This is a genomic window from Microvirga vignae (assembly GCF_001017175.1).
In the GTDB taxonomy this organism is placed as follows: domain Bacteria; phylum Pseudomonadota; class Alphaproteobacteria; order Rhizobiales; family Beijerinckiaceae; genus Microvirga; species Microvirga vignae.
This window is the reverse complement of sequence record NZ_LCYG01000020.1, coordinates 183,758-206,230: the sequence shown is the minus strand read 5'-3', so window position 1 is coordinate 206,230 and position 22,473 is coordinate 183,758. Positions and strand designations below refer to the sequence as shown.

At 61.9% G+C, this 22,473-nt stretch carries 16 protein-coding genes and 1 pseudogene; 8 read left to right on the top strand and 9 right to left on the bottom strand.

The window, feature by feature from the left end; translation table 11 throughout:
• The first annotated feature begins 51 nt into the window (after positions 1–51).
• The 5 genes from AA309_RS35795 to AA309_RS09155 all read left to right on the top strand — a co-directional run bounded on the left by AA309_RS35795 (position 52) and on the right by AA309_RS09155 (position 10,184).
• The gene (locus AA309_RS35795) at positions 52–2,802 is read left to right on the top strand and encodes an ATP-binding protein (protein ID WP_200901966.1); all 2,751 of its coding nucleotides are present in this window, start codon (positions 52–54) and stop codon (positions 2,800–2,802) included.
• A complete protein-coding gene (locus tag AA309_RS35790; RefSeq protein WP_200901965.1) occupies positions 2,792–5,104 on the top strand; it encodes a hypothetical protein in 2,313 nt (770 codons plus the stop codon). Before AA309_RS35795 ends, AA309_RS35790 begins: the two co-directional genes overlap by 11 nt.
• A 755-nt stretch (positions 5,105–5,859) precedes the next feature.
• A complete protein-coding gene (locus AA309_RS09165; protein WP_047188680.1) occupies positions 5,860–7,065 on the top strand; it encodes an HlyD family secretion protein in 1,206 nt (401 codons plus the stop codon).
• Positions 7,066–9,042, top strand: coding sequence for a glycosyltransferase family 2 protein (locus AA309_RS09160; protein WP_047188679.1), 1,977 nt, complete (start codon positions 7,066–7,068; stop codon positions 9,040–9,042).
• Between the two features lie 23 nt (positions 9,043–9,065).
• Positions 9,066–10,184, top strand: a complete 1,119-nt coding sequence (locus AA309_RS09155) for a cache domain-containing protein (RefSeq protein ID WP_047188678.1) — start codon at positions 9,066–9,068, stop codon at positions 10,182–10,184.
• 256 nt (positions 10,185–10,440) lie between these two features.
• On the opposite strand, the gene AA309_RS09150 is transcribed toward AA309_RS09155, so the two are convergent.
• Positions 10,441–10,971 carry a DM13 domain-containing protein gene (locus AA309_RS09150; RefSeq protein ID WP_047188677.1) on the bottom strand — a complete coding sequence of 177 codons (531 nt, stop codon included), beginning with the start codon at positions 10,969–10,971 and terminating at the stop codon, positions 10,441–10,443.
• A 700-nt stretch (positions 10,972–11,671) separates the two neighbouring features.
• Here AA309_RS09150 and AA309_RS09145 point away from each other — a divergent pair.
• On the top strand, positions 11,672–12,619 hold the full coding sequence (locus AA309_RS09145) for a LysR family transcriptional regulator (RefSeq protein ID WP_047188676.1): 948 nt from the start codon (positions 11,672–11,674) through the stop codon (positions 12,617–12,619).
• Positions 12,620–12,636: 17 nt separating this feature from the next.
• Here the strand turns inward: AA309_RS09145 and AA309_RS09140 are convergent, their stop codons facing one another.
• The 5 genes from AA309_RS09140 to AA309_RS09120 form a co-directional block, all read right to left on the bottom strand.
• Positions 12,637–13,461, bottom strand: coding sequence for a 3-hydroxybutyrate dehydrogenase (locus tag AA309_RS09140; RefSeq protein WP_047188675.1), 825 nt, complete (start codon positions 13,459–13,461; stop codon positions 12,637–12,639).
• Positions 13,462–13,533: 72 nt separating this feature from the next.
• Complete coding sequence (locus AA309_RS09135) at positions 13,534–14,796, bottom strand: patatin-like phospholipase family protein (protein ID WP_244470305.1); 1,263 nt, start codon at positions 14,794–14,796, stop codon at positions 13,534–13,536.
• 10 nt (positions 14,797–14,806) lie between these two features.
• Entirely contained in the window at positions 14,807–15,631 is an 825-nt protein-coding gene (locus tag AA309_RS09130) for a 3-hydroxybutyrate dehydrogenase (RefSeq protein WP_047188674.1), read from the bottom strand.
• A gap of 144 nt (positions 15,632–15,775) precedes the next feature.
• Positions 15,776–17,038, bottom strand: a complete 1,263-nt coding sequence (locus AA309_RS09125) for an MFS transporter (protein WP_047188673.1) — start codon at positions 17,036–17,038, stop codon at positions 15,776–15,778.
• A 74-nt stretch (positions 17,039–17,112) separates the two neighbouring features.
• Complete coding sequence (locus tag AA309_RS09120; RefSeq protein ID WP_047188672.1) at positions 17,113–17,610, bottom strand: cupin domain-containing protein; 498 nt, start codon at positions 17,608–17,610, stop codon at positions 17,113–17,115.
• Between the two features lie 241 nt (positions 17,611–17,851).
• Between AA309_RS09120 and AA309_RS09115 the strand changes: the two genes are divergently transcribed.
• Positions 17,852–18,793, top strand: a complete 942-nt coding sequence (locus AA309_RS09115; RefSeq protein ID WP_047188671.1) for a LysR family transcriptional regulator — start codon at positions 17,852–17,854, stop codon at positions 18,791–18,793.
• 74 nt (positions 18,794–18,867) lie between these two features.
• Here AA309_RS09115 and AA309_RS09110 read toward each other — a convergent pair whose 3' ends face one another.
• Positions 18,868–20,190, bottom strand: coding sequence for an NAD(P)/FAD-dependent oxidoreductase (locus AA309_RS09110; RefSeq protein ID WP_047188670.1), 1,323 nt, complete (start codon positions 20,188–20,190; stop codon positions 18,868–18,870).
• A gap of 115 nt (positions 20,191–20,305) precedes the next feature.
• Complete coding sequence (locus AA309_RS31820) at positions 20,306–20,722, bottom strand: DNA-binding transcriptional response regulator (RefSeq protein WP_052954594.1); 417 nt, start codon at positions 20,720–20,722, stop codon at positions 20,306–20,308.
• Positions 20,723–20,954: 232 nt separating this feature from the next.
• Between AA309_RS31820 and AA309_RS09095 the strand changes: the two are divergent.
• Positions 20,955–21,534 (top strand): annotated as a pseudogene (locus AA309_RS09095) (NADPH-dependent FMN reductase).
• Between the two features lie 124 nt (positions 21,535–21,658).
• Here AA309_RS09095 and AA309_RS09090 read toward each other — a convergent pair.
• Positions 21,659–22,330 (bottom strand): HvfC/BufC N-terminal domain-containing protein, encoded by a 672-nt coding sequence (locus tag AA309_RS09090; RefSeq protein ID WP_052954593.1) that lies wholly within the window; start codon positions 22,328–22,330, stop codon positions 21,659–21,661.
• Between the last annotated feature and the right edge of the window lie 143 nt (positions 22,331–22,473).

Here is a 22,473-nt window from a genome sequence, read left to right as displayed (position 1 = left end):
ATCATTCGCGATAGTTGGGCTACCCTTGGAAAACCGGACTTTCGGAGTGGCGTGGACCGCCATGGGGCGGCGGTCGGAACGATAACCTCCGCCAAGGAAAGGGCTCTCAGGACCCTTTGTGATCTGGCGCGCGAAAGCCTTACACCAGCGCATTTCGATGCGCGCTTCGCGGAGGGCGGAAATGCCGGCCCAGCCGAAAAGGCGGTCAGAGCGGACATGGTTGCGCTCCTCAATGACACCAAAGGTTCGCTATGCACGAGTGAGGAAGTGCACCGGTTCCTCGCTCACTTCGTCCTGATCCGTTTCGATTTCCTGCGCGAGGGCGCAGCTGACCCGCCCGAAGCGATCAATCGTATCCGTGACTGCCTCATCCCAGGTGACGCTGCTAAGGCGCCTCTTATCTGGTCGCGAATGGTCCAGCTCGCCCGAGCCTCGGCGGGCAAGGCGGGGCAGTTTGATCGTCCGCGGCTGGTTCGCTCGATCGCGCAAGTCGCGCGTCTGCGTGGCGCGACCTCTTTGCAGGACGACCTCGACAATGTTTCCGCGCTCGCCAAGAGCTATGCGGAGCTGATCCAAGATGATGTTGGAGGCACGAAGCTTGAGCGACCGACACTCCTGGCAGAGCTGGACTCAAAGCTAAACACGGCCCGCCTCGTTCAAGTTCGCGGACTGCCGGGCAGTGGCAAGTCCGTGCTCATGCGCCGCGCCGTTCAGCGGTCGCTCAAAGACGGTCCAACACTTTTCCTCAAAGCAGAGCAGCTCGAAGGCACGAGTTGGATCAGCTACGCGGCGTCCCAAGGGATGTCGAGCGCTTCCCTCGAACACCTACTCGTTGAGATCGGGGCGGCGGGTACGCCGATCCTTTTTATCGACGCGATTGATCGAGTCGAGAAGGAGCACCAACCTGTTGTGCTGGATGTGATCCGCACCGTTGTGCAGTCTCCGCTGCTCGGCAACTGGCGGATCGTCGTCTCCCTCCGCGACACTGAGATTGAGATTCTGCGCAACTGGCTGGGCGACGTGCTTGCTCTAGCCAAGGTTGAGACGCTTGGCGTCGACGCTCTGAACGATGACGAGGCGGAGCTTCTCGCCAACGCAAAACCCCATCTCCGATCACTCCTGTTTGGCACGCGTCAGGTCAAGGCGATCGTGCGGCGACCGTTCTTTGCCAAGGTCCTGAACCAAAGTTTCATCGCCGATCCGAGGGGGCCGTCCTTCACGCCCCAGTCCGAAATCGATCTGATCGAGAACTGGTGGAAGCGCGGCGGCTACAACGCTTCTGGTCAGAGTGCGGTTGAACGGCAACGTGCGATACTCGATCTCGCCACGGTTCGCGCGCGACAGCTCAGTCAGCCGATCAGACTCAGCCAGCTAAAGTCGGTTGCTCACATCGACGACCTGAGGACGGACGGCATCCTGCAGGATGCCCGGGCGGGACACTCTGTCCGATTTGCCCACGACATCTTCTTTGAGCGGGCCTTCTTTCACGTTCTAGCCGATCAGGCGTCGCAGTGGCTTGATGAGATTAGAGCTTGTGGCGAGCCGCCGGCTGTCGCTCGTGTCGTCGAGCTGCTATCGCAGTGGGAGTACACCGAAGACCAGAATTGGGGGGCCTACCTGGCGCAGGCCGAAACGTCTGGTCTGAGGTCCCAGTGGATGCGCGCTTGGCTCGTTGGCCCCCTTGGCTCGGCTAAATTCGAAGTTGCTCCGGAGCGCTTCGCGACCGCAGTTTATGCCAATGACTTCCGCCTGCTTGAGAAGGTACTCGTCTGGTTCCAGTCTGAAAAGACCATCCCGAATCCAACGATCCTCGCGGGCAATCTACCCCAAGAGCAGCGCCAGCGGTTCGCGGACCTCCTTGGCTGGCCATCCGATTTCGCGGCATGGCGCCGCCTGATCACTTTTATTCTTGCCCGCCTCGACGAGATCCCTTCACGTCTCTACCCAGAGATTGTCGCTGTATTCGAGATCTGGCAGAACGCGCTCTGGGACTACCCCAATCCCATTTCGAAGGCGATCATATCGAGGTGCGCAGAGTGGCTTCGCGAAATTGACTGCGTGTCGTCGGACGATGTGCCGACGCCGACATCAAGCCGCTGGCATCAGGTTCCTGATTTCGGCGATTTCCGGCGTCGGCTCTCAGCGCTCATTCTCACATCGTCCCGGACCGAACCGGAACTCACAACCGAGTATCTTGAGCGCGTCATCCGGGCAGATCGCATGCGGAGCCGCCAGTTTGAGGAGTTGGTCGGCTTTTCGGGTTATCTCGCGCGCTCACACCCCCAGTTGCTGGTCGAGCTGACCCTTGCACACCTGACGAAAGAGCTTCCCGACGATCAGGTCGCGCGGGAGAGAAAGGAGTTGCAAAAGGCCTCCGAGCGCAGCCTTGCGGCGCTCGGAAAACCCGAGAGTGAGCGCACGCGCATCGATGAGCTCGGCATCGCTAGTGGGTTCTCAATCCGGAGCATTGGTGAATTCTCTTATCATGACTGGGAACGACTCTCGATTGATGAGGATACACAAAACTTCTGGCCGCCATCGCCTCTGAGGGAGCCGTTTCATGCGCTCTTTCAGTCCGCGCCAGCTGACGCGCTTCGCCTTTTGCGTGGGCTCTGCAATCATGCGATGACCGCTTGGCGGCAACTTCATCGCCATTCCCGCGACCGCGGGGGCACCCCCCATACCGCTCGAACTCACCTTCCCATGGGGCACACAAAGGTTCTGGGGCGGTACCCGGGAATACCTCTGGTTTCGCGCCCTTTGGGCACCGAAGCCCATCGCTTGCGGGTTCTTGGCGCTTGAGGATTGGTGTTTCGCCGAACTCAAGCGCGGTCGTTCACTTGACGTACTGATCCAGGAGATCGTCGAGGGGAATGAATGCATTGCCATCCTCGGTGTCGCTGTTGCGTTGGCGCTCGATACCGATGCCATTTCCGAAGCGGTCTTCCCCCTCGTCACATCACAGGCGCTATGGTCGGCCGATCACAACCGCATGGCCCAGGACATCTCGGCGAACACCACTAGCCTCATGGGCTTTAAGGCTCGCACCGACCAGGCGCACATCGACGCCATCCGGTCCGTGAACGAGCGGACTGCCCGGAAGAAGCAGCTGCGATGGCTGGTTCCCCGATACGTTTTCGGCGGTGAACAGTTCGCGGAGAGAACGCGCACGGCGATCCGCAATTTCAAGAACGCGCTCCCGTACCGTTACGAAGAGGAGCAAAACGATCCGGCTGCGCGGGAAAACTACCTCGCACAGGCACTCGAATATGAGGAGCTGGCTGACCCCGAGAACTACGAGGCTTACTGCGCCAGTGAGGATCCCGACACTATCTGGCTGAACCATGTCAGCCCATCAGCAGCCGCCCCCGAACGGCAAGTGAAGGCTGAAAAGGCGACGTTGTACCTCCGAAAGGCGCAGCTCTGGACCTGGGCAGCAAAGACCTTTGAAGATGGAAAGGTTGCTGACGGGTTCACAACCCATGAGGCAATTGCGCTCGCGAAGCAGATCGACAATCCTGCCCTGTTTGAAGCGCCAGAAGGCGAAGACGATCAGATCGAGATGCACCGCGGTGCGGTCGCCGCAACTGCTGCTGTGGCCTTGAATTTGCGTGAGCAGCTTGACCCCGCCGATCTCGATTGGGCCCGTGAAATCCTCAACCGGGCGATCCGCGCTCCGGAAGAGCGCGACGCATATTGGACGTCGAGAAGCATCATCCCTTGGCACCCATCGATCTTCGTTGCGCGCGGTCTGGCGGCTGACCTGAGAAACGGCACTGCGGAGAAGGACGCGGCGACCAAACTCTTAGCGCTCGTGGCGCATCCGCTTGAAGTGGTGTCGCTGGCTGCTTTGCAGGAGGTTTCTGGGCTCTGGAGTATCGATCCAAAGCTGGCTTGGTCGGCGCTCGTCCTTGCCTTTTCGCTCTGTCACATTAAGCGGGTCCCCCCGGGCGAGATGCGCGGCCCAGGCGATCCTGTCCATTCGCAGGAAGACGCCCAGGCCGCTCTCAACCATGCCGCTGAGTTCTACCTGAATGGCGCGGGCTGGTTGCCAATCCCTCAGCCGCCGCCGGCTTGGGTGAAGCTCGATGCACGGAACGCGCGCGGTCGGCGTCAGCACTATGAAGATTACGATGACAGCGACGCGGCGGACCCAAACGAAGTGTGGAGCGAGCCCGATGTGTACTGGTACTCGCAGTACGCGGCCAAGATCATCCGACACGGTCCAATCGAAGGAATTGTCGCGAGCGATGCAAAGCCCTTCTTCCTCGATTTTATGTCGTCGGTTCTCACCTGGACTAACGAGAAGAACGCGCCACCTTGGGTGAAGCCGGGCCGCCGTGATCGGAGCTCGTCAAACCTCTTTGAGTGGATCCACGAACTCGGGGAGACGTTGGGCCGGATCGCGGGGCTTCTTCCGCTCGCGGATATCAAACCGCGATTGCTCGAGCCGATCCTTCAGCTCGAGAGCGACAATTGCTGGGCGCTTCTCGCACCATTCGCCAGCTCCTATGTATGCCGCTACATCTACGATGCAGCGGCCGTGCCCTCTGATGCGATTGAGGTTCTTGAGCTTTGCCTTGAACGGTTGCTCGCTTCTTCAGCAATTGAGAAGGAGTCCTATCGCAGCGGTGAGTTCTCCGGTTTCGATCAGCCGCGGCTAGTGCAGACCCTGATGTTTGTTGAAATCGAGCGCGCGAATGGCGCGGCGCGCTATGTGAACGGCGACTGGTCCGAGATCGCTCGAATTCTGCCGATTATTGATCGCTTCGTGCGGGCTGGGGGCTGGGCCGCGCCGGTGATGGACCACTATCTTACCCTTTGCGAACGTGCGAAGGCCTCTTATCCGGCCGATGCTTTTGCCGACCAAGTCCTTGCAGTCATTGGCGGCGGGCTCCAATCTCTGAAGGGCTGGCGAGGCACATTCCTCAGCGCAAGGATTGCCCAGCTCGTTCAGGACTTCGCGGGGCGCGACGCATCGATGTCACTGTCCCTTGCCCAGAAGCTGTTGAGAATACTCGATCTGCTCGTGGATATGGGCGATCGACGGAGCGCTGCACTCCAACTTGGCGAATCCTTTCGGGAAATACGGCTGCCGTCCTGACGAGAGCCGCCAGGCGATGACTGCCAGAATGGATCCAAGGCGGTGCGAGTGGTCAAGTCCATGTTCGCGGCGGCCAAGTTCACTGGCTGGGTTCAGGTCCTTTCGGTCGCAGTTGTTGGCAACTTTACCTATCATCTGTGGCGGCTATCGAGCCGCCAAACGGTTTTGCCGTCAGGGAGCGTTGAAGTCACGCATGCGTCCGCAACAGCGGCACAGAGGAACGCGGAAACTTGCTGTAGCCAAGGTCAGCATCCCTGTAGCGGACCTTCCGAGCTTTCGCGATGAGTCAGCAGCCGTGTATGCCGCTGACCTAAATATCCACAAGGGATTGAAACGTGACTTCGACGTCGAGGGCACCCAAGGACTGCTTCTGGCACATCACAGACGTTGCATCTTGGTCAGCTTGTGAGCGGTGAGCCGACGTTTGTGAAGGGTGGGGAACTTCGCCTTTTGACCCGAAGGCGACCTTCAGAATAGCGCCACACAAGCTCAGCTCACCTCGTGCGCGCTACAGTGCTCGTTGAACAGAAGCATGCGCCTATCACGGTGTCAGCGGCGTGATAGGACATCACGTCGCCACATGGCCCCGTTGTCCAAAAACCTCTTTCGGATTACCCCATCAGAAACCAACGGCTAGGTTAAGACTTATGTCTCTGACCTACCTCGTAGCCTGATAGCGGATGCGTCTTCAATCAGGGGCAAGGGCAAGGTCGTTGCAGCCTAATCTGTCTCAGGTCCCGATCGAGTTCTAACCAATGAAATTCGTCCGTATCTTCTTGGGAGCAATCCTGCTCCTTGGAGGGCTCTATGTCGTTGTCGGCGAGTACCTCTCGGGAACCAGCGCCGACGCCACGATCAATGCCCGCACCACCGTCCTGCGTGCGCCCATCCAGGGACTGGCCGAGTTCTCTGTGCGCACGATTGGAGCCCAGATCTCCCCTGAAGAGACCGTTGTGCGCATCACCGACAACCAATTCGACAATGCCCGCCTGATTGACCTGGAGCGAACCCGCTCCACACTCGAGGCGGATCTCGCCCGGCTCCAGGCCCAGACCGCGGCGGTGGACGAGGCCCGCAAGGTCTTGGACACCCAGGCCAAGAGCTATCAGGAAGGGCGAGTGCGCCAGATCCGGTCCCGCATCGCTGAGGCGCAGACCGCCGTGAACTCGGCGGAGGCACGGTTCCGCGAGGCGAACAGCGCTCTGGACCGGACCCGCGAGCTGAGTTCGCGCGGCGTGCAGACCGCGATCACCCTCGACCGCGCCAAGGCCCAACACGACGTCGCGCAGCAGGACATCGCCAGCACCCGCGAGCGCATCACCTATCTCACGGCGGAACTCTCGTCGGCTCAGAACGGCGTCTTCATCGGTGATTCCTACAACGACGCACCGTTTTCGATCCAACGCATCCGGGAGTTCGACCTCAGGCTGGCCGAGCTCAAGGCGGAGGCCGACAATGTCAGCCGCCGCCTGAGCCTGACCGCCGAGCAGATCGCGGCCGAGCGGGTCCGGGTCAATCGCCTGACCTCGGCAGAACTCTCGGTGCAGAGCCCCGGCATCGTCTGGAACTTCCTTGCCAGCAGCGGAGAACACGTCAACCAAGGGCAGGATCTCGTCCGGTTCGTGGATTGCTCCGCCGTCATGGTCACGGCCAGCGTGAGCGAGAGTGTCTATTCCACCCTCCGGATTGGCATGCCGGCCCAGTTCCGGCTGGTCGGCGACAGCCGGGTCTTCGAGGGAACGATCACCCGCCTCGGCGGATCGGGGGCAGCCGGCCTCTACAGCACGCTCGCCATCGGTCCCAGCCCCGAGCACCTGACCCGCTTCGACGTCGCCTTGAGCATTCCGGAGCTTGCGAGCGATCCGGACCTCTCCTGCGCCGTCGGCCGCACGGGCCGGGTGGTCTTCGTAGGCGGGCCGCTCGCCGGCATCCGGCAGAAGCTCGCGGATCTCGGCCTGTAGATGCTCGTCCTCGACCAATACCTGTCGAGCCTCGCGGGTCTAGCCATTGTCATTGGCCTTGCCCTGCTGCTGCTGCCGCTCGCCCCGCCGAAGAGCACCTGGATCCGTGCCCTATTGCTCGGTCTGACGACCTTGCTGGGCTGGCGCTACATGATCTGGCGGATCACCGAGACCGTTCCGTCGGCGGCCGAAGGCCTCACCCTCGATGTCATCGCCGGATGGATTTTCGTAGCGATCGAGGCCCTGACTCTCGTGTCCTCGACCACGGCCTATCTGTTCCTCACCCGCCGGAAAGACCGACATGAGGAAGCGGACCGGAACATCGCCTGGTGGGGCAGCAATCCGCCGCGCGTCGACCTCTACATCGCCACCTACAACGAGGAATTGGAGGTTCTCGAGCGCACGCTCGCCGGTGCGCAGGCGAGCGATTATCCGAGCTTACGAGTCTTCGTTCTCGACGACGGGCGCCGGGAATGGCTGACCGAGGTATGCCGCCGCTATGGCGCCGAGCACAGGACACGACCCACCAACGAGCACGCGAAGGCAGGCAACATCAACTACACGCTGACACAGCGCCTGAAGGATGAGGATGCCCCCGACTTCGTCGCCGTCCTCGACGCGGATTTCGTGCCGCACCGCAATTTCGTGCGCCGGGCCGTCGCCCTATTCCACAATCCGAAGGTCGGCCTCGTCCAGACGCCGCAGCACTTCTTCAATCCGGACCCGATCCAGCACAATCTCTACATCGCCTCCGCCTATCCCGACGAGCAGCGCTTCTTCTTCGATCATCTGGAACCTGCGCGCGACGCATGGGGCATCGCGGTGTGCTGCGGGACCTCCTCGATGGTGCGCGTTTCGGCTTTGCGCGAGATCGGCGGCCTGCCGACGCAGAGCGTGACGGAAGACTTCCTTCTGACCATCCGCCTCGACAGCCACGGCTATCGCACGGTCTACCTCAACGAAGCGCTCACGGAAGGGCTCGCCCCGGAAGGACTGCACGAATATGTTGTGCAGCGCGGGCGATGGTGCCTGGGCATGATGGAGATCGTGCGCAACGTCTACAATCCCTTCGGCGCCAATGGCTTGCGCTTCATGCAGCGCCTGAGCCTCGTCGACTCGGTAATGTTCTGGACGACAACCTTTCCGTTCCGCCTGATCGCTCTCATCGGCCCGCTGCTCTACTGGTACTTCGGCATCTTCGTCGTGAATGCCTCGCTGACAGATGTCGTTTCGTACTATCTGCCCTATTACGCAGCCGTGCTGATCACGCTCAACTGGATCTCCGGCGGCTTGATCTGGCCTGTGCTCAACGATGTGTCCCAGCTCATTGCCGCATGGCCCATCACGCGCGCGGCAGCGATGGGTCTGTTGACCAAAGGACCGCACAAATTCCGCGTAACGGCCAAGGGCGGCGACCGGACGAAGACAATCGTGCAATGGCCGATGATGAAGCCCTTCGCGATCCTCTTCGGCCTCACCGTGCTGGGAATGCTCCTGCCCCTGATCTTCCCGGATCATTTCAGCCACGTGGCCAAAGCCGGAGATGGCATCAGGATCATCCTGTTCTGGACGATCTACAATCTGGTCGTGCTCGCCATCACCATGCTGGTCTGCATCGAGCGGCCTCGCGCCAACCGGCCCCAGCGCGAGAATGTCGAGCTGGCCACGATTTCCGTCGGATCGCAACGACTCCCGTCCTGGGTGCTCGAGCTCGGAGTCGATCATGCCCGTGTCCGCGGATTGGCCGGGTTGACGGTCGGCGCCCTGGGAGCGATCGCTCTTGCGGATGTCGGCGATGTCGCCGTCCGAATATCGAAAGAAACGAACGACGGCTATCACCTGTCCCTGCGTCCAACTCCGGAACAGCGCGATGGGATTCTGCGCAAGCTCCACACGGCAGATGCGAAGCCGGGAACCGGGCGGGGCGACCTTCCCGAGATGATCAGAGGCTGGATGCGCAGCCTGGCGTCGCGGTAGGCGCAAGAGAGGAGAGCGCGAGAATGCGCATCGGGATCAAGACACTTGTATTCGTCATCGGCGCCTTGCTGATGCTCGTGCCAGCCATCGTGGCCGGCACCATGTTCACGAATGCCATGCAGCGCCGTGCAGAGGTGGCCAACAGCGCGCGCTTGCGGCTTCTTGGCGAAATCGTCGCCAACCAGCTCGGACAGCGCATGCACGAGCTCTGGCAGGACGTTGAGGGAATGGCGCGCGTCGTTCGCCTGGACGATCCTGAGGAAATCCGCCGCCAGTTCACCCTGCTGGGTCAGGTGGATCGGCGTTATACCTGGATCGGCGTGGCCGATGTGCAGGGGAAGGTAATCGCCGCCTCGCAGGGCATGCTGGAGGGCGCAAGCGTTGCCGAGAGGCCGTGGTTTCGCCGCGGCCTTAACGGCCCGACCGCTGTCGATGTGCATGAGGCGGTTCTTCTGGCGAAGCTTCTCCCCGCCACGCAGGAGCCGCGCCGTTTCGTCGATTTCTCTGCTCCGATCAGGAACGACCAAGGCGCCGTGATCGGCGTCATCGGGGCGCATTTCGACTGGAACATGGTCAGGGATATCATCCAGGCCGTGAGGGGACAGGGAGTCGATGCCCTTCTCGTCTCGCGGGACCGGATGGTTCTCTCGGGCCCGCCGGAGCTTCAGGAGACGAGATTGTCCGAAGGGTCGGCCGTCGCCGCCGGCCAGGGCATATCGATCTCGCTTCGCGAAAGATGGCAGGACGGCAAGGACTACATAGCGGCCGTCATTCCCTCGATCCAGTTTAAGGACATGCCCAGCTTCGGCTGGAGCCTCATCGTACGTGCGGACCTGAACACGGTGCTCGATCCCACGCGGGCCATCGCACAGGCCTTCTGGATGCTGCTCGGCGCCGGTGCACTGGTCGGTCTCGTCCTGCTCTACCTATTCTCGGCATGGCTCGCCAAGCCGCTCCGCCGGCTGGTCGCAACGACAGAGGCGCTCGCCAGCGGCCACACGGACCAGCCGCCCCATGATGAAACCCGCTATGAGGAGGCCGCCCGCCTGAGCGCCGCCCTCGTGCGTCTTCAGACGTTCTCGATCAGGCCCTACCAGCCGGCCCGGACTGAAAAAGGCAGGACGTCGACACTCGCGTCGTGATGCGGGTGCTGAATGGCGGGCAGGTTTGGAAAGCCGATCGACGAGTCTTGGGGCTGATAGTCCAGATTGATGCGTCCCGAATGGAGATAGTGGGAATGTCAGCAATTGGCACTTCTCGGAAGTAACGTTTTGGTCCGCTCGTCGCGCCTAACCAGACATGTGTAAAGGGTGGGGGAACTTCATGGATATTTGTTCCATCACCTGATTATCCATGTTCAATGACACCGAGCAGTGGTTTCCATGTGCCCATGTGGACTTATCGGGCGATCGACGGGTCAGCTTCACCTACGGCACTTAGCTTTGATGTCTTGAATTGAAGGTCAGCCGGCGAGATCAGAACCGAAAATTCGCGACACCAGATCACGACACTGTCGAATTGAGCCACATCGACTCCGCTCGGGATCGAATAGCGCTGGCTTCCCTTGAACGCGCGCAGGGGGCCGAGGTCAACGAACATGGTTCCGGTGACATCCGCGGATCGGCGCACCTCCTTCCGTGGCACCAGGTAGACATGAAATGCTGGGCCGGGACCGACCTCGAAGTCGTCCTCGAGAAACACCGTTCTTGAGGTGGCCGTCACGCGTCCACGGCCGTAATGAATTGGATCGGCGGGATTGGCGTGAAGGAACTCACCGGTCGCGATTACCTTCGTACGTTCGTTTTCACTCAGGGCGTCCATCGCGACCGGGGGAGGGAACACGAACGGGAAGAAGAAAAACCCGAGGGCCACCCCAACACTGGCTCCCAGAATACCGCCAACCAGAAAGGCAAGGAGAAGCTTGCGCATGCCCAGAACTCCTCAAATTGAGACCGGCACCCAAACAGACATTTCGTCTGGAACTCGGTGCTATGGCTGTTTCAGTTTGTCGCTTCAGAAATGCTGGTCATGGTCGAGACGAGCCTTTCCGAAAGCCAATGGATCTAGGATGAGGGTAGGGGCTGCGTGGCGGAAATACTTTGTGGCTCTTGCGTCGATAGAGGGAGAGCATCGATGCCTGCGGCGAGCTTGGCCCATGTGTTCGTCCGACACGCCAAAAGGGCGCGGAAACAGCCACTCAGCACGCGATATTGCACCGCTTGGCTGGCCCATAACTCCTATTCTTCAGTTTGCCGTTATTTCGCGGAAGTTAAGATGATTCGCGTAGTTTAGCCGGGCGTTGTGTTGGGCGGTTAGTAGGATGTCCGGTGTTGGAGGTTTCACCTCAGCGTCCAGGTGCCCTTCCGCACATCGGCTCGACCATCGCCTTAGTATCCATGCAAAAATTCGTCCGCCAATGGTTGAGGCGAACCTTTGTGGCCCCACGGAGGCACTTGCTCAGGGCACCTGAAGTCAGCGGGAGACCACTATGGGCAACAGCAGATTGGCGAATTTGGTTCTGCGGTTCTCCTGATCGCGTTCTCCATCACCTTCTGATGGAGCAAAGTTCAAACCCAAAGGGAATCAGACCCTCGCCGGCCATGAAGGCCAAGCTTGCGGGAGGTGTGCGATGGAAATGCATCAGGTGCGGTACTTTCTCGCCCTGTGCGAGGACCTTAACTTCACCCACGCGGCCGAGCGCTGCCATGTGGCTCAACCCTCCCTGACGCGCGCAATCCGGCAGTTGGAACAGGAGCTCGGAGGGCCACTCTTCCACCGGGAGCGTACTCACACGCACCTGTCGGAGCTCGGCCGGATCGTCCGCCCGCATCTGGAGCAGGTCTACCGCGAGATGCAGGAGGCCAAGCGCCAAGCGGGGGATTTCGCCAGGCTGAGGCATACTCCCCTAAAGCTCGGCATCATGTGCACCATCGCTCCGGATCAGATCGTTGGCCTCATCAGTGCAGTTCGGGCGCGGCATGAAGGAGTCGAGCTGAAGATGGCCGATGCCAATGCCTGGGAACTGGAGGAGCGTCTCCTCCAAGGTGACCTGGAGGTCGCCATTTACTGCATTCCCGGAAAGGAGCCGGACGAGCGACTCCACGTTCTTCCGCTCTTCCGAGAACAGATCGTTGCGGCGCTTGGGAGGCAGCACCGTTTGGCGAGCCGGAACGCCGTCCGGGTGAAAGATCTCGATGGGGAATGCTACATCCATCGCACGAATTGTGAGTTCGCAGGCTATGCCGATCCGGTGTTCCAGGCCCAGAACGTCAAATGCACCGCCGTTTATTGGAGCGAGCGGGATGACTGGACGTTGGCCATGGTCGCGGCAGGCCTGGGTTGGGCCTTCATGCCGGCCAATTCAGTCAACCATCCGGCTGTGGTCGGCCTGCCGATCATCGAGCCCGAGTTCTGGCGCGAGGTGAACCTCGTCACCGTGCGGGGTCGGCCGCACTCGCCGGCCGTCGGGGCGCTGGTGCGCGAGGCGATGAGCACGCGCTGGTTCGGGGAGCGTGCCCTTGCAGTCGAGCAGGCCAGGTCCGCTGAGGCTCCCGTCGATGACGATGCCCAAGCATAGGATCTGATCGGGTCGTTTCAGTGGGCCGTCCAGCCGCCGTCGATGGGGAGCGCCGCGCCCGTGATCGAAGCGGCGGCATCACTCGCCAGGAAGGTGGCGAGAGCCCCAATCTCCTCGACCATGGCAAAGCGCTTGTTAGGCTGCTCGGCCAGCAGGATGTTCCGGATCACCTCCTCGCGTGAGAGACCCTGCGTCTGAACCTGCTCCGCAATGTGTGCCTCCGCGAGCGGCGTCCAGACATTTCCGGGGCAGATGGCATTGCAGGTGATGTTTTCCTCTGCCGTCTCGAGCGCGACCACCTTGGTCAGGCCCACGATCCCGTGCTTGGCCGCCGCATAGGCCGACGTGAGCGGCAAACCGACGAGAGCGAGTGCCGAGGCGACGTTGATGATGCGGCCCCCGCCCTGGCGGCGCATCGCTGAAAGCGCCAGGCGGATCGTGTGAAAGGCGGAAGACAAATTGATCGCCAGAACCGCATCCCACTTGTCGACCGGAACCTGATCAACGGGACCGACATGGAAGATACCGGCGTTGTTGACCAGGACATCGAGGCGACTGAAGCTCTCCAGGGCAACGTCCACCATGCTGGCGATCTCGTCCGGCCTGGTCATGTCGGCAGCAGAGTAGACTACTCTGCTGCCGGTCTCACGCTGCAGGCCGTCAACGGCGTCGCTGATCTCCTCGGGCTTGCCGAAACCGTTGAGGACGACCGAGGCTCCCGCAGAGGCGAATGAGCGGGCGATGCCGAGGCCGATTCCGCTGGTGGAGCCCGTCACAAGCGCCACCTTGCCGTCGAGTATCCTCGTCGCACCGACCGCCGGCTGGGGGAAGGTGAGTTTCATAGTGCTTCTCCTGCGGCAGTTCCACCAGGTCTATTCATTGATGGAGAGGCGCCGGTCCGCATGACCGGCACCTTATCCGGCCGTCATCATCACACCGGGCCGGGTCTCATGCAGGATGAAGCCCTCCACCGGATCGAAGTCGCCCAACCAGGGCGCCAGTTCCAGAACCCGGCTCGTGTCGGCATAACCCGTCTCCCAGCGGCGGCGGATGCCCCGCGGACTGAAGTCGATATCCTTCGTGTGGTCATCCCCCTCGAAAGGCGGCGCCAGCAACCGGACCACATGCATGCGGGTCAGGCAGCCATAGCTTGCCAGCTCCCGCACAGCATCGGTCCTTTGCTCCCTCTCCGGCAACCGGCGCACAAGTTCGGCAATCACATGTCGGAGCCGATGGATCTGCTTCTGCCGGGCAATGTGGCTGACCGCGCGGCTGGAATACTGGATATCCTTCTGCCGGCTCATGACCTGCCAGATCGTGTCCGGCTCAGGTCCCTGCGGGTTCCAGATGTGGACCGCAAAGATGACCGAGTTTTTCCGCGGGTTGTCATCGAACACGGCCTCGACCGGCGTATTCGACAGAATGCCCCCGTCCCAGTAGAGATCTCCGTCGATCCGCACCGCCGGGAACGCCGGAGGGAGCGCACCGGATGCCATCACGTGTCGGACATCGAGATCCATGTCACGGCTGTCGAAGTACCGCATCTCGCTGGTGCGCACATTGGCGGCTCCCACCGTCAGGCGGGTCTCCTTCCCGTTGATCCGCTCGAAGTCCACGAGTTCGGACAGGGTTTCGGCCAGAGGCGAGGTATCGTAGTAGGCGGCGGTTTCCGATCCGAGGGGCACCTGGAGGCCGAGAAAAGCTGGCAGGTTGGGCCTGAAAAAGGCCGGAATGCCCTGCGTGATGGTTGTCAGGTTCGTGGCCAGCGGTCCCACCAGTGGCCAAGCCCCCAGGAGCTCTACCCAGGGGCTGTGCTGCATGCGGCTCCAGAACTCCCGCAGCCGCTCCATGCGGTCCTCCGGCGCGTTGCCTGCGATCAGGCTGGCGTTGATGGCGCCAATCGAGGTGCCGATCACCCAGTCCGGCTCGACTCCGGCCTCATGCAGAGCCTGATAGGCGCCGACCTGATAGGCTCCGAGCGCGCCGCCGCCCTGCAGCACGAGGACAATCTGGCCGAGCTCCTTCGGGATCCGGCGCAAGCGGGTCGGCACCGTCGCTGGGAGCCGTTGTTCGGTGATCGCTTCGGGTGAGGTTCCCGTCCGCTCGAGTTCGCGGATCACCGCCTCGTCGGAGCCCTTGCCCCTCATGTCGGCCTTAGGTGTCCCATGGTTCAGCATGACGTCCTCCTCAGTGGGCGGTCCAGCCGCCGTCGACTGGCAGAGCAGCACCTGTGATCGAGGCTGCGGCATCGCTGGCCAGGAAGGTGGCGAAGGCACCGATTTCCTCCACGGTGGCGAACCGCTTGTTGGGCTGCTGCGCCAGGAGCACGTCCCGGATCACCTGCTCGCGCGGGATGCCGTGAGACTTGGCCTGGTCGTCGATCTGCGCTTCGACCAGCGGGGTCGAGACATAGCCCGGGCAGATGGCGTTGCATGTGATGTTCTGCTCCGCCGTCTCAAGCGCGACGACCTTGGTCAAACCGACGATCCCGTGCTTTGCAGCCACATAGGCGGCCTTGAACGGGGAGGCGACCAGGGCGTGCGCCGAGGCGATGTTGATGATGCGGCCGCCGCCTTGACGCCGCATTGCCGGAAGGGCGAGGCGGATCGTGTGGAAGGCGGAGGAGAGATTGATGGCCAGAACCGCATCCCATTTCTCGATGGGAAACTGGTCGATCGGGCTGACATGCTGGATGCCGGCATTGTTCACCAGGATGTCCAGGCGACCGAACGTCTCCAGGGCAAGATCCACCATGCCGGCGATCTCGTCCGGCTTGGTCATGTCTGCAGCGGAGTAGACCGCCTTGGTGCCGGTTTCATTCTGGAAGCCATCGACCGTTGCGTTAATCTCGTCCGGCTTGCCAAACCCGTTGATGACCACCGACGCTCCGGCTGACGCGAAGGCGCGGGCGATGCCAAGGCCAATGCCGCTGGTCGAGCCCGTGATGATGGCGACCTTGCCGTCCAGAACTCTCGCGAAACCGGTCGATGGCTGGGTGAGGGCGACGTTCATAATGATCCTCCTGCAGGGGTGTCGTGACGCGTTCCGGTGGATTGACATCCAACCCATTCGACGATGGCAGCGAAGGGCTTGGATCTGAAATGCCGGTTTGCTGCCGTATTGATAGAGGGCCGCTATCGAGCCGCCTGGATACGCCTAGCGCAGAGCGGATGGAGATGGTGTCGGGATATCCCGCTCCGTCTCGGGCAAAGGTCTCTCGTATGCGGGTCGCAGCCGGATTGCGAGGAGTGCGGCGGCCAGGAGCGAGATACCGACCCCGATGACGCACGCTCCCCAGCCGAGGCGATCGAAGGCCTGACCCAGAATCGCGCTCCCAACCAGTCCGCCCGAGAAGTAGGAGGCGAGATAAAGTCCGCTCGCCGAGCCGCGGTCCGTTGTGGCCGCATGGCTGACGAAGCCCGTCGCGGTCGCCTGCGCGAAGAAGGTGCCGACGCCAACGAGCATCAGGCCGATCAGAACTGCGGGGAGGCTTGGCACGACCAGAAGGGGCAGACCGAGTCCTGCGACGGCCAGGGATCCCCAGAAGGTGGGGCGGGTCCCGAAGCGCTGCACAGCGCGGCCTGCCAGCAGGGTGGTGACGATGGAGGGCGCGAATACGAAGTAAACGAACCCGAGAGTCATCTGATCGATCGCGATCGGCTCACGGACCAACACGAAATTCACGTAAGTGAAGGTGCCGATGAAGGCGAACAGGATGCAGAAGCCGATGGCGAAACTGGGTCGCAGGAGCGGATTGTGCAGGTGCTCGGCCCAGATCGAAAATGGTGCCCGGACGGGTTCGTCCTGAGCGGTCATCATCGCGGATTGCGTGAGCCAGACATAGACGATCACCGCGCCGAGAAGGTTCAAACCGGCCAAAGACAGGAAAGTCGCTGGCAGGCCGAGATGATCGGCGAACCCTGCCGCCAGAAGCCGGCCGAAGAGGTTGCTGGCCACATTGCCGGTGATGTAGGCCGCGAAGGCTCCGCCGGCGTCCATGGCGCTGCAATGCTCGCCGAGATACGCGAGGGTGAGCGTGAAGGCTGAGGCCATGCACAGCCCCTGGGCGATCCGCAGCACCGTGAAGGTCGTAAGGTCGGGGGCAACGGCGAGGAGGGCCGTCGGGATTGCGAGCCCCGTCAGGCTGACCAGGATGCCGCGCCTGCGATCAATCCGGTGACTGAAGTAGGCGACCGCCAGGCAAGCGAGCGCCATGCCCATCGTGGTTGCGTTCACGGCGAAGCCCATGGCGGCGGGCGTCACGCCGTAGCTCCTGGCCAGCGCCGGCAGGATGGCCTGGGTGCCGAACAGATCGACCACCGTCAGGAAGGCGATCAAGCCGATCAGAACGGTTCGCTCCAGCGTGCCGGCATGATGGCCATGCATCGGCATTAGCTGATCTTGGCTGAAATGGGTCATGATCACCTCCCGTAATGCTGTGGTGGTCCGGCGGCCGGCCCGAAATGCCGGGCGCCGGACGCGTCAGGGCATGATCACATCATGTGCTCGTCCTCTTTCCTCATCTCGTGGAAGACATCCGAGGACAGCAGGACCGCCGGTGCCTTGCCCGTGTTCTTCCACCAGTGCTGGACGCCGAGCTTCTCGACCGAAACCTCGCCGGCCTTGTGCACGATCGGTACGGTGCAGTTGCTGGCGTATTCCTCGATCGTGCCCGAGACGACATAGATCAGGGCAGGGCGGTCCTCATGGCTGTGCCAGGGAACGACGCCGCCAGGCTGGACCACCAGCCTCCGGATTCGCATCTGCCGGTCTTGCAGGTTGACCTTCTCCTTCGACAGGTCGATCGACGCGAGGGTCGTGTCTGTGACACCTTTAGGTTGGGTTTCACCCTGGGCGCGGGCGCCGGCCTTCATCTTGTCAGCGGGGCACTCCCCGGCATGTGCGGGAGCGGCCAGGACAGCACCCGCCAGGAGAGCGACCGCGCAGAGTCCATGCCGGAGCATAAAGGCGCCTTGAATTCGGTTCAGCATATCAACGTCTCCTCTGTTCCGCTGCGCCCAGATGGAGGCAACCAAGTGGAGCCGGCGCGATGCGGTAGCTTCATGGTCGGGCAGGCAAGGGCCGATTGGAAATGCCGAGTGGGCCTCAATTCCATAGCCAGAAGCTATCACTGCAACGGACCATTCGACGGTATGTTGAGGATGAGCGCCGAATGCAGGCAGAGCCAGCGACGGTGGTATAGCCACCTAACCAATGGGGAGGAGGCTTCCCATGGAGATGCACCAGATCCGATACTTCCTCGCCGTCTGCGAAGATCTCAACTTCACGCGGGCGGCAGAGCACTGCAATGTCGCGCAGCCCTCCCTGACGCGAGCGATCAAGCTGCTCGAGGAGGAACTTGGGGGCGTTCTGTTCCATCGGGAGCGGAACAACACGCACCTGTCAGAGCTCGGGCGCATGGTGAAACCGCATCTTGAGCAGGTCTATGCCCAAGCGGAGGAAGCCAAGCGGCAGGCCTTCGACTTCGCCAAGCTGAAGAAAACAACCTTGAAGTTAGGTGTGATGTGCACAATCCAGCCTGATGAGCTCGTTGGGCTCGTCAGCGGCCTGCAGGCGCGACACCCCGGGATCGAACTCGAAATTGTCGATGCCAACGCGGCCGACTTGGAGAACCGGCTCATCAACGGCCAGCTTGAGGTGGCGATCTATTGCATTCCGGGGCAGGAGCCTGACGAGCGATTGCACCACATGCCGTTGTTCCGGGAGCAGTTCATGATTGTCGTCTCGCCCGATCACCCGCTCGCATCCCGGCACGTGATCACGCCGCGCGACCTCACAGGGGAGCGCTATCTCAACCGCATCAATTGCGAGTTCAACGGGTATGCCGGGCCGATCTGGAGAGAGCATGGTTTTGCTGGGTGCGACACCGTCTATCGCAGCGAGCGGGACGACTGGATTCTCGCCATGATCGCGGCGGGGCTCGGCTTTGGCTTCATGCCCAAGAGCTGTGCCAGGCATCCGATGGTCGTGGCCCGGCCGATGGTCGACCCGGAAATCTGGCGCAAGGTTAATCTGGTGACGGTCCGCGGGCGCCCGTATTCCCCGGCCGTTGGAGCCCTCGTGCGCGAGGCCATGCGGGCGCAATGGCTCGGACAGCCTGCTCTTGCCCTGGACCTCGAGAAGGAGCGTCAACGGATGGAAGAGCTTGCCTGACGTGAGGTCTGCAAGGAGGGATTGATGGCGGCAGAAGCCTGCTCAGGATCTGTCGCGGGACGATTGTTGGTGTCCTAGGCAACTTCGTGCAGTCGCTCCATCCCCGGACCTTTGTCGGTTCTGATCTCTGGCTCCGGATCAGGACCCGTGATGAGGCGTGCGCCGCGCTGGAAGCTGACATAGGTCCAAGCCCAATTCATCGCCACGACCAGCCGGTTGCGGAACCCGATCAGGAAGTAGATATGAGCCACGCTCCAGAGCCACCATGCCAAGTAGCCGCTGAGGCGAAGCCGGCGAAACTGCACCACCGCTTTCTTCCGGCCGATGGTAGCGAGCGATCCCGGGTCGCGGTAGCGGAAGGGTGGAAGATCGCCGCCGGCGATCCGTGTTTGGATCAGCTCGGCAACATACTTGCCTTCCTGCTTCGCCACAGGGGCAACGCCTGGGAGAGGTTTTCCATCCATGTCGCGCACGTGGGCCGTATCACCGAGGACGAAGATGTTCGGGTATCCTGGGACGCTGAGGTCCGGCGCGACTTTGACCCGGCCAGCCCGGTCGGTCTCGGCCCCAAGCCACTGGCCCGCCCGCGATGCCTGCACGCCCGCGGCCCAGATGATTGTGCGCGTCCCGATCCGCTGATCCGCGAGTGATACACCAGCCTCATCGCAGTCTGTGACGGCGGTCGAAACCCGGACCTCCACCCCGAGCTCTTCCAGCGAGCGCCGGGCCGCCTCCGAGAGATGCTCCTCAAAGACCGGGAGGAGGCGCGGACCCGCTTCGATCAGGACGATGCGGGCATTCGTCGGGTCGATCGAGCGGAAGTCGACAGCCAGCGCTTTCCGGGCCAACTCAGCCATGGCCCCAGCGATCTCGACCCCTGTTGCACCGCCGCCGATAATGACAAACGCGAGCAGGCGGCCGCGCTCCACTGGATCATGCTCGAATTCGGCTCTCTCGAAAGCGAGCAGGATCTTGCGCCGTAGTGCAGTCGCGTCGTCGATCGTCTTGATGCCTTTGGCATAGGCCTCCCAATCGTCATGGCCGAAGTATGCGTGCCGGGCGCCGGTCGCGAGAACGAGATAGTCATACGGAATCCGACGATCTCCCGCCATGACCTCCCCGGAGTTCGTATCGATGCCCGTGACCTTTGCCAGCAGCACGGAGGAGTTCCGCTGTCCTTTGAGAATCGTGCGGATAGGCGAAGCAATATCAGCCGGTGAGAGGGCTGCCGTCGCAACCTGGTAGAGCAGGGGCTGGAACAGATGGTAGTTGTGTTGATCGACAACCGTCAGGTCGATCGGCGCCTTGGCCAAGGCCTTCGCCACCGTCAGACCGCCAAAGCCCGCGCCAACGATCACAACACGAGCCCGTTTGGGGGCATCGGAGAGTTCCGTCATGGGAGATCCTCCTGAAGAGATGGCTGCGATTGTCCCAGGTGGCTTCGTAAAGCAGAAATATCGCCTCTCTATGGGCTCCATGCCGAATGGCTATCGGCCCGTTCCAATCCCAGCATTACGCAGCACGCCGCTGCTGGCGGGAGTTGGTGTCGGCAGAAATTGGCCGATTCCGGTGTCTGTTCATCAGATGGCGAAGGGCTTCCATCACCGCGGCCAGTGTGGGTTGAGCGAGGATAATGTCGCCGGCACGGGACGGCCGGGCCTGCGGAGCCGCAACGATGACCGCACGACCGGAATGAGTGTCATGGTATTCATCGGCCAGGATCCAGCCGTCGATCAGACCAGGGAGAGGCGCTCGGGTATAGAGCCAGCCGATGGGGCGCTGCCAATCTCGTAGCATGAGAAAGGCCTGCTCGCCGCCCTCAGCCGCGACGACATCGTGATCGGCGGCTCGGAGCCACTTCACGAGAGTCTCCCGGAACGCCGGATTGTCGTCGACGATGAGAATGCGCTCGTTCTCGTTGGTGCTCATGACGGCCTCTTGGTGCCACTGTCCGCTGGTCAAGTCAGGAAATGCTGGACACGAACATGATCGCAGGCGTGATGCATGAGCTGAAATGCCCGCTGTCTGTCATGTCGATAGGAACTGTCTATGAGCGCTTCCGGCAGCAGGCGGGTAGGATACCGACAGTGATGCCAAGGATGCGACAGGTACCCGGGATCAAAATCGTTCACAGCCACGCCGGAATTGTCAGGAAGATGAGATGCCTCTTCTTATGCCCGTGATCCTGGGCTCGGTTCGTTCGGATCGCCAAGGGATAAAGGCCGCCCGCTTCATCATTCGCCATCTGGAAGGGCCGGGGGCATGTGGCGCCCTTGGTGGATCCGCTTGAGCTGAAGCTGCCGCTGCTCGATCGCATGTACAAGGAATATCCCAAGGGAGAGGCGCCCGAGATCTTGGAGCGTCTCGCGGAGCTCTTCCGACGCGCGGATGCCTTCGTGGTTGTGTCCGGAGAGTACAACCACAGCATCCCGCCTGGCCTGTCGAACACTCTCGATCACTTCCTCGAGGAGTAATTCTGGCGGCCCTCAGCCATCGTCTGCTACTCGGGCGGGCGTTTCGGCGGCGTCAGGGCCGCCATGCAGCTGCGGGCGATGCTCTGCGAGCTCGGGCCCTCTAGCATCCCATCCCTACTGCCGATCCCCGAGATCGGCACAGCGCTCACATCGGACGGGTATCCGGAGGTGCCATGGCTCGACAAGGCAGTCAGCAGCTTCGTCGATGAGCTCGTCTGGTACGCCGAGGCCCTGCGGCGCCAGCGCGCCGAGGGAATGCCGTATTGACGATTAGACCCAACGCGCCGAGCGCGGCGAGCGCGGCTCCCGACTGGATTGTTTTCGGTTGAATCCTGGCTTGGCCTGGCCTCATGCAAACAACCAGCGACGGCCACAGTCTTCCCTGCTCAGGTCACCGGCCAGCGCGTGAGTTGAGCCCAACGATCAGGTGATGACTGAGAAGCACGCTCAGGCTCGTGACGAGATCGAACTGTGGATCCTCTACGGCAGCTTTGTCAGCCGCCTCCCTGAACGTCGCCTTGCTCATCAAGCACTGAACAAAAGCTGCACCGCCGTGTGGCAACCGGTGTATCTCGACCTGAAGCTCCCGACGAGCGACCAGGGCATCCTCCGGCCTTGAACTATCAACCAGGCTTGGCGACTCGGCGATGTGCGCCTCCCAGATCGACACGATAGGGTAGGTGGATCTGACGATCTGAACGGACGGATGGAGAACGGCCCAGAACCGTTCCCAGGCATGAGGGGCGTAAGCAGCAAGCTCCACGACCGTCAGAGGGCTAGCTTCCGCCGCGTGACAGGCACGGGTTCGTGCTGCCTCGAGACGCGCCATGTCCCCGAGATACGGCACCGGCCGGGGGAGCGGGAAAGTATTGATGAAATCACCGAAGTCGTCGCCATAGGCCATGGGCACGGGAAAGAGGGGTGGCGACGACTCGATGAAGGCGTGCGCCATGGCCCGGAAGACATCATCCCCCACAAGTGCCCGGCTCACGGGGAACCGGGTTGCCAGCGCCTCGGTGAGGCTGACGACGTCGGAGCGCGTGACGGAAGCTGATGATGCCACGGTTCCCTCCCGTTCCAGCAACCGGGAAGCATTGATCCGATCTCTCGGAATATGAGCTTAGTCCCTGCTTGCGCTGCCGGTTGGGACATGATCGCGGAAATGGCTAGGCGGTTGAAATACCATTGAACAATGGAGCCGATAGC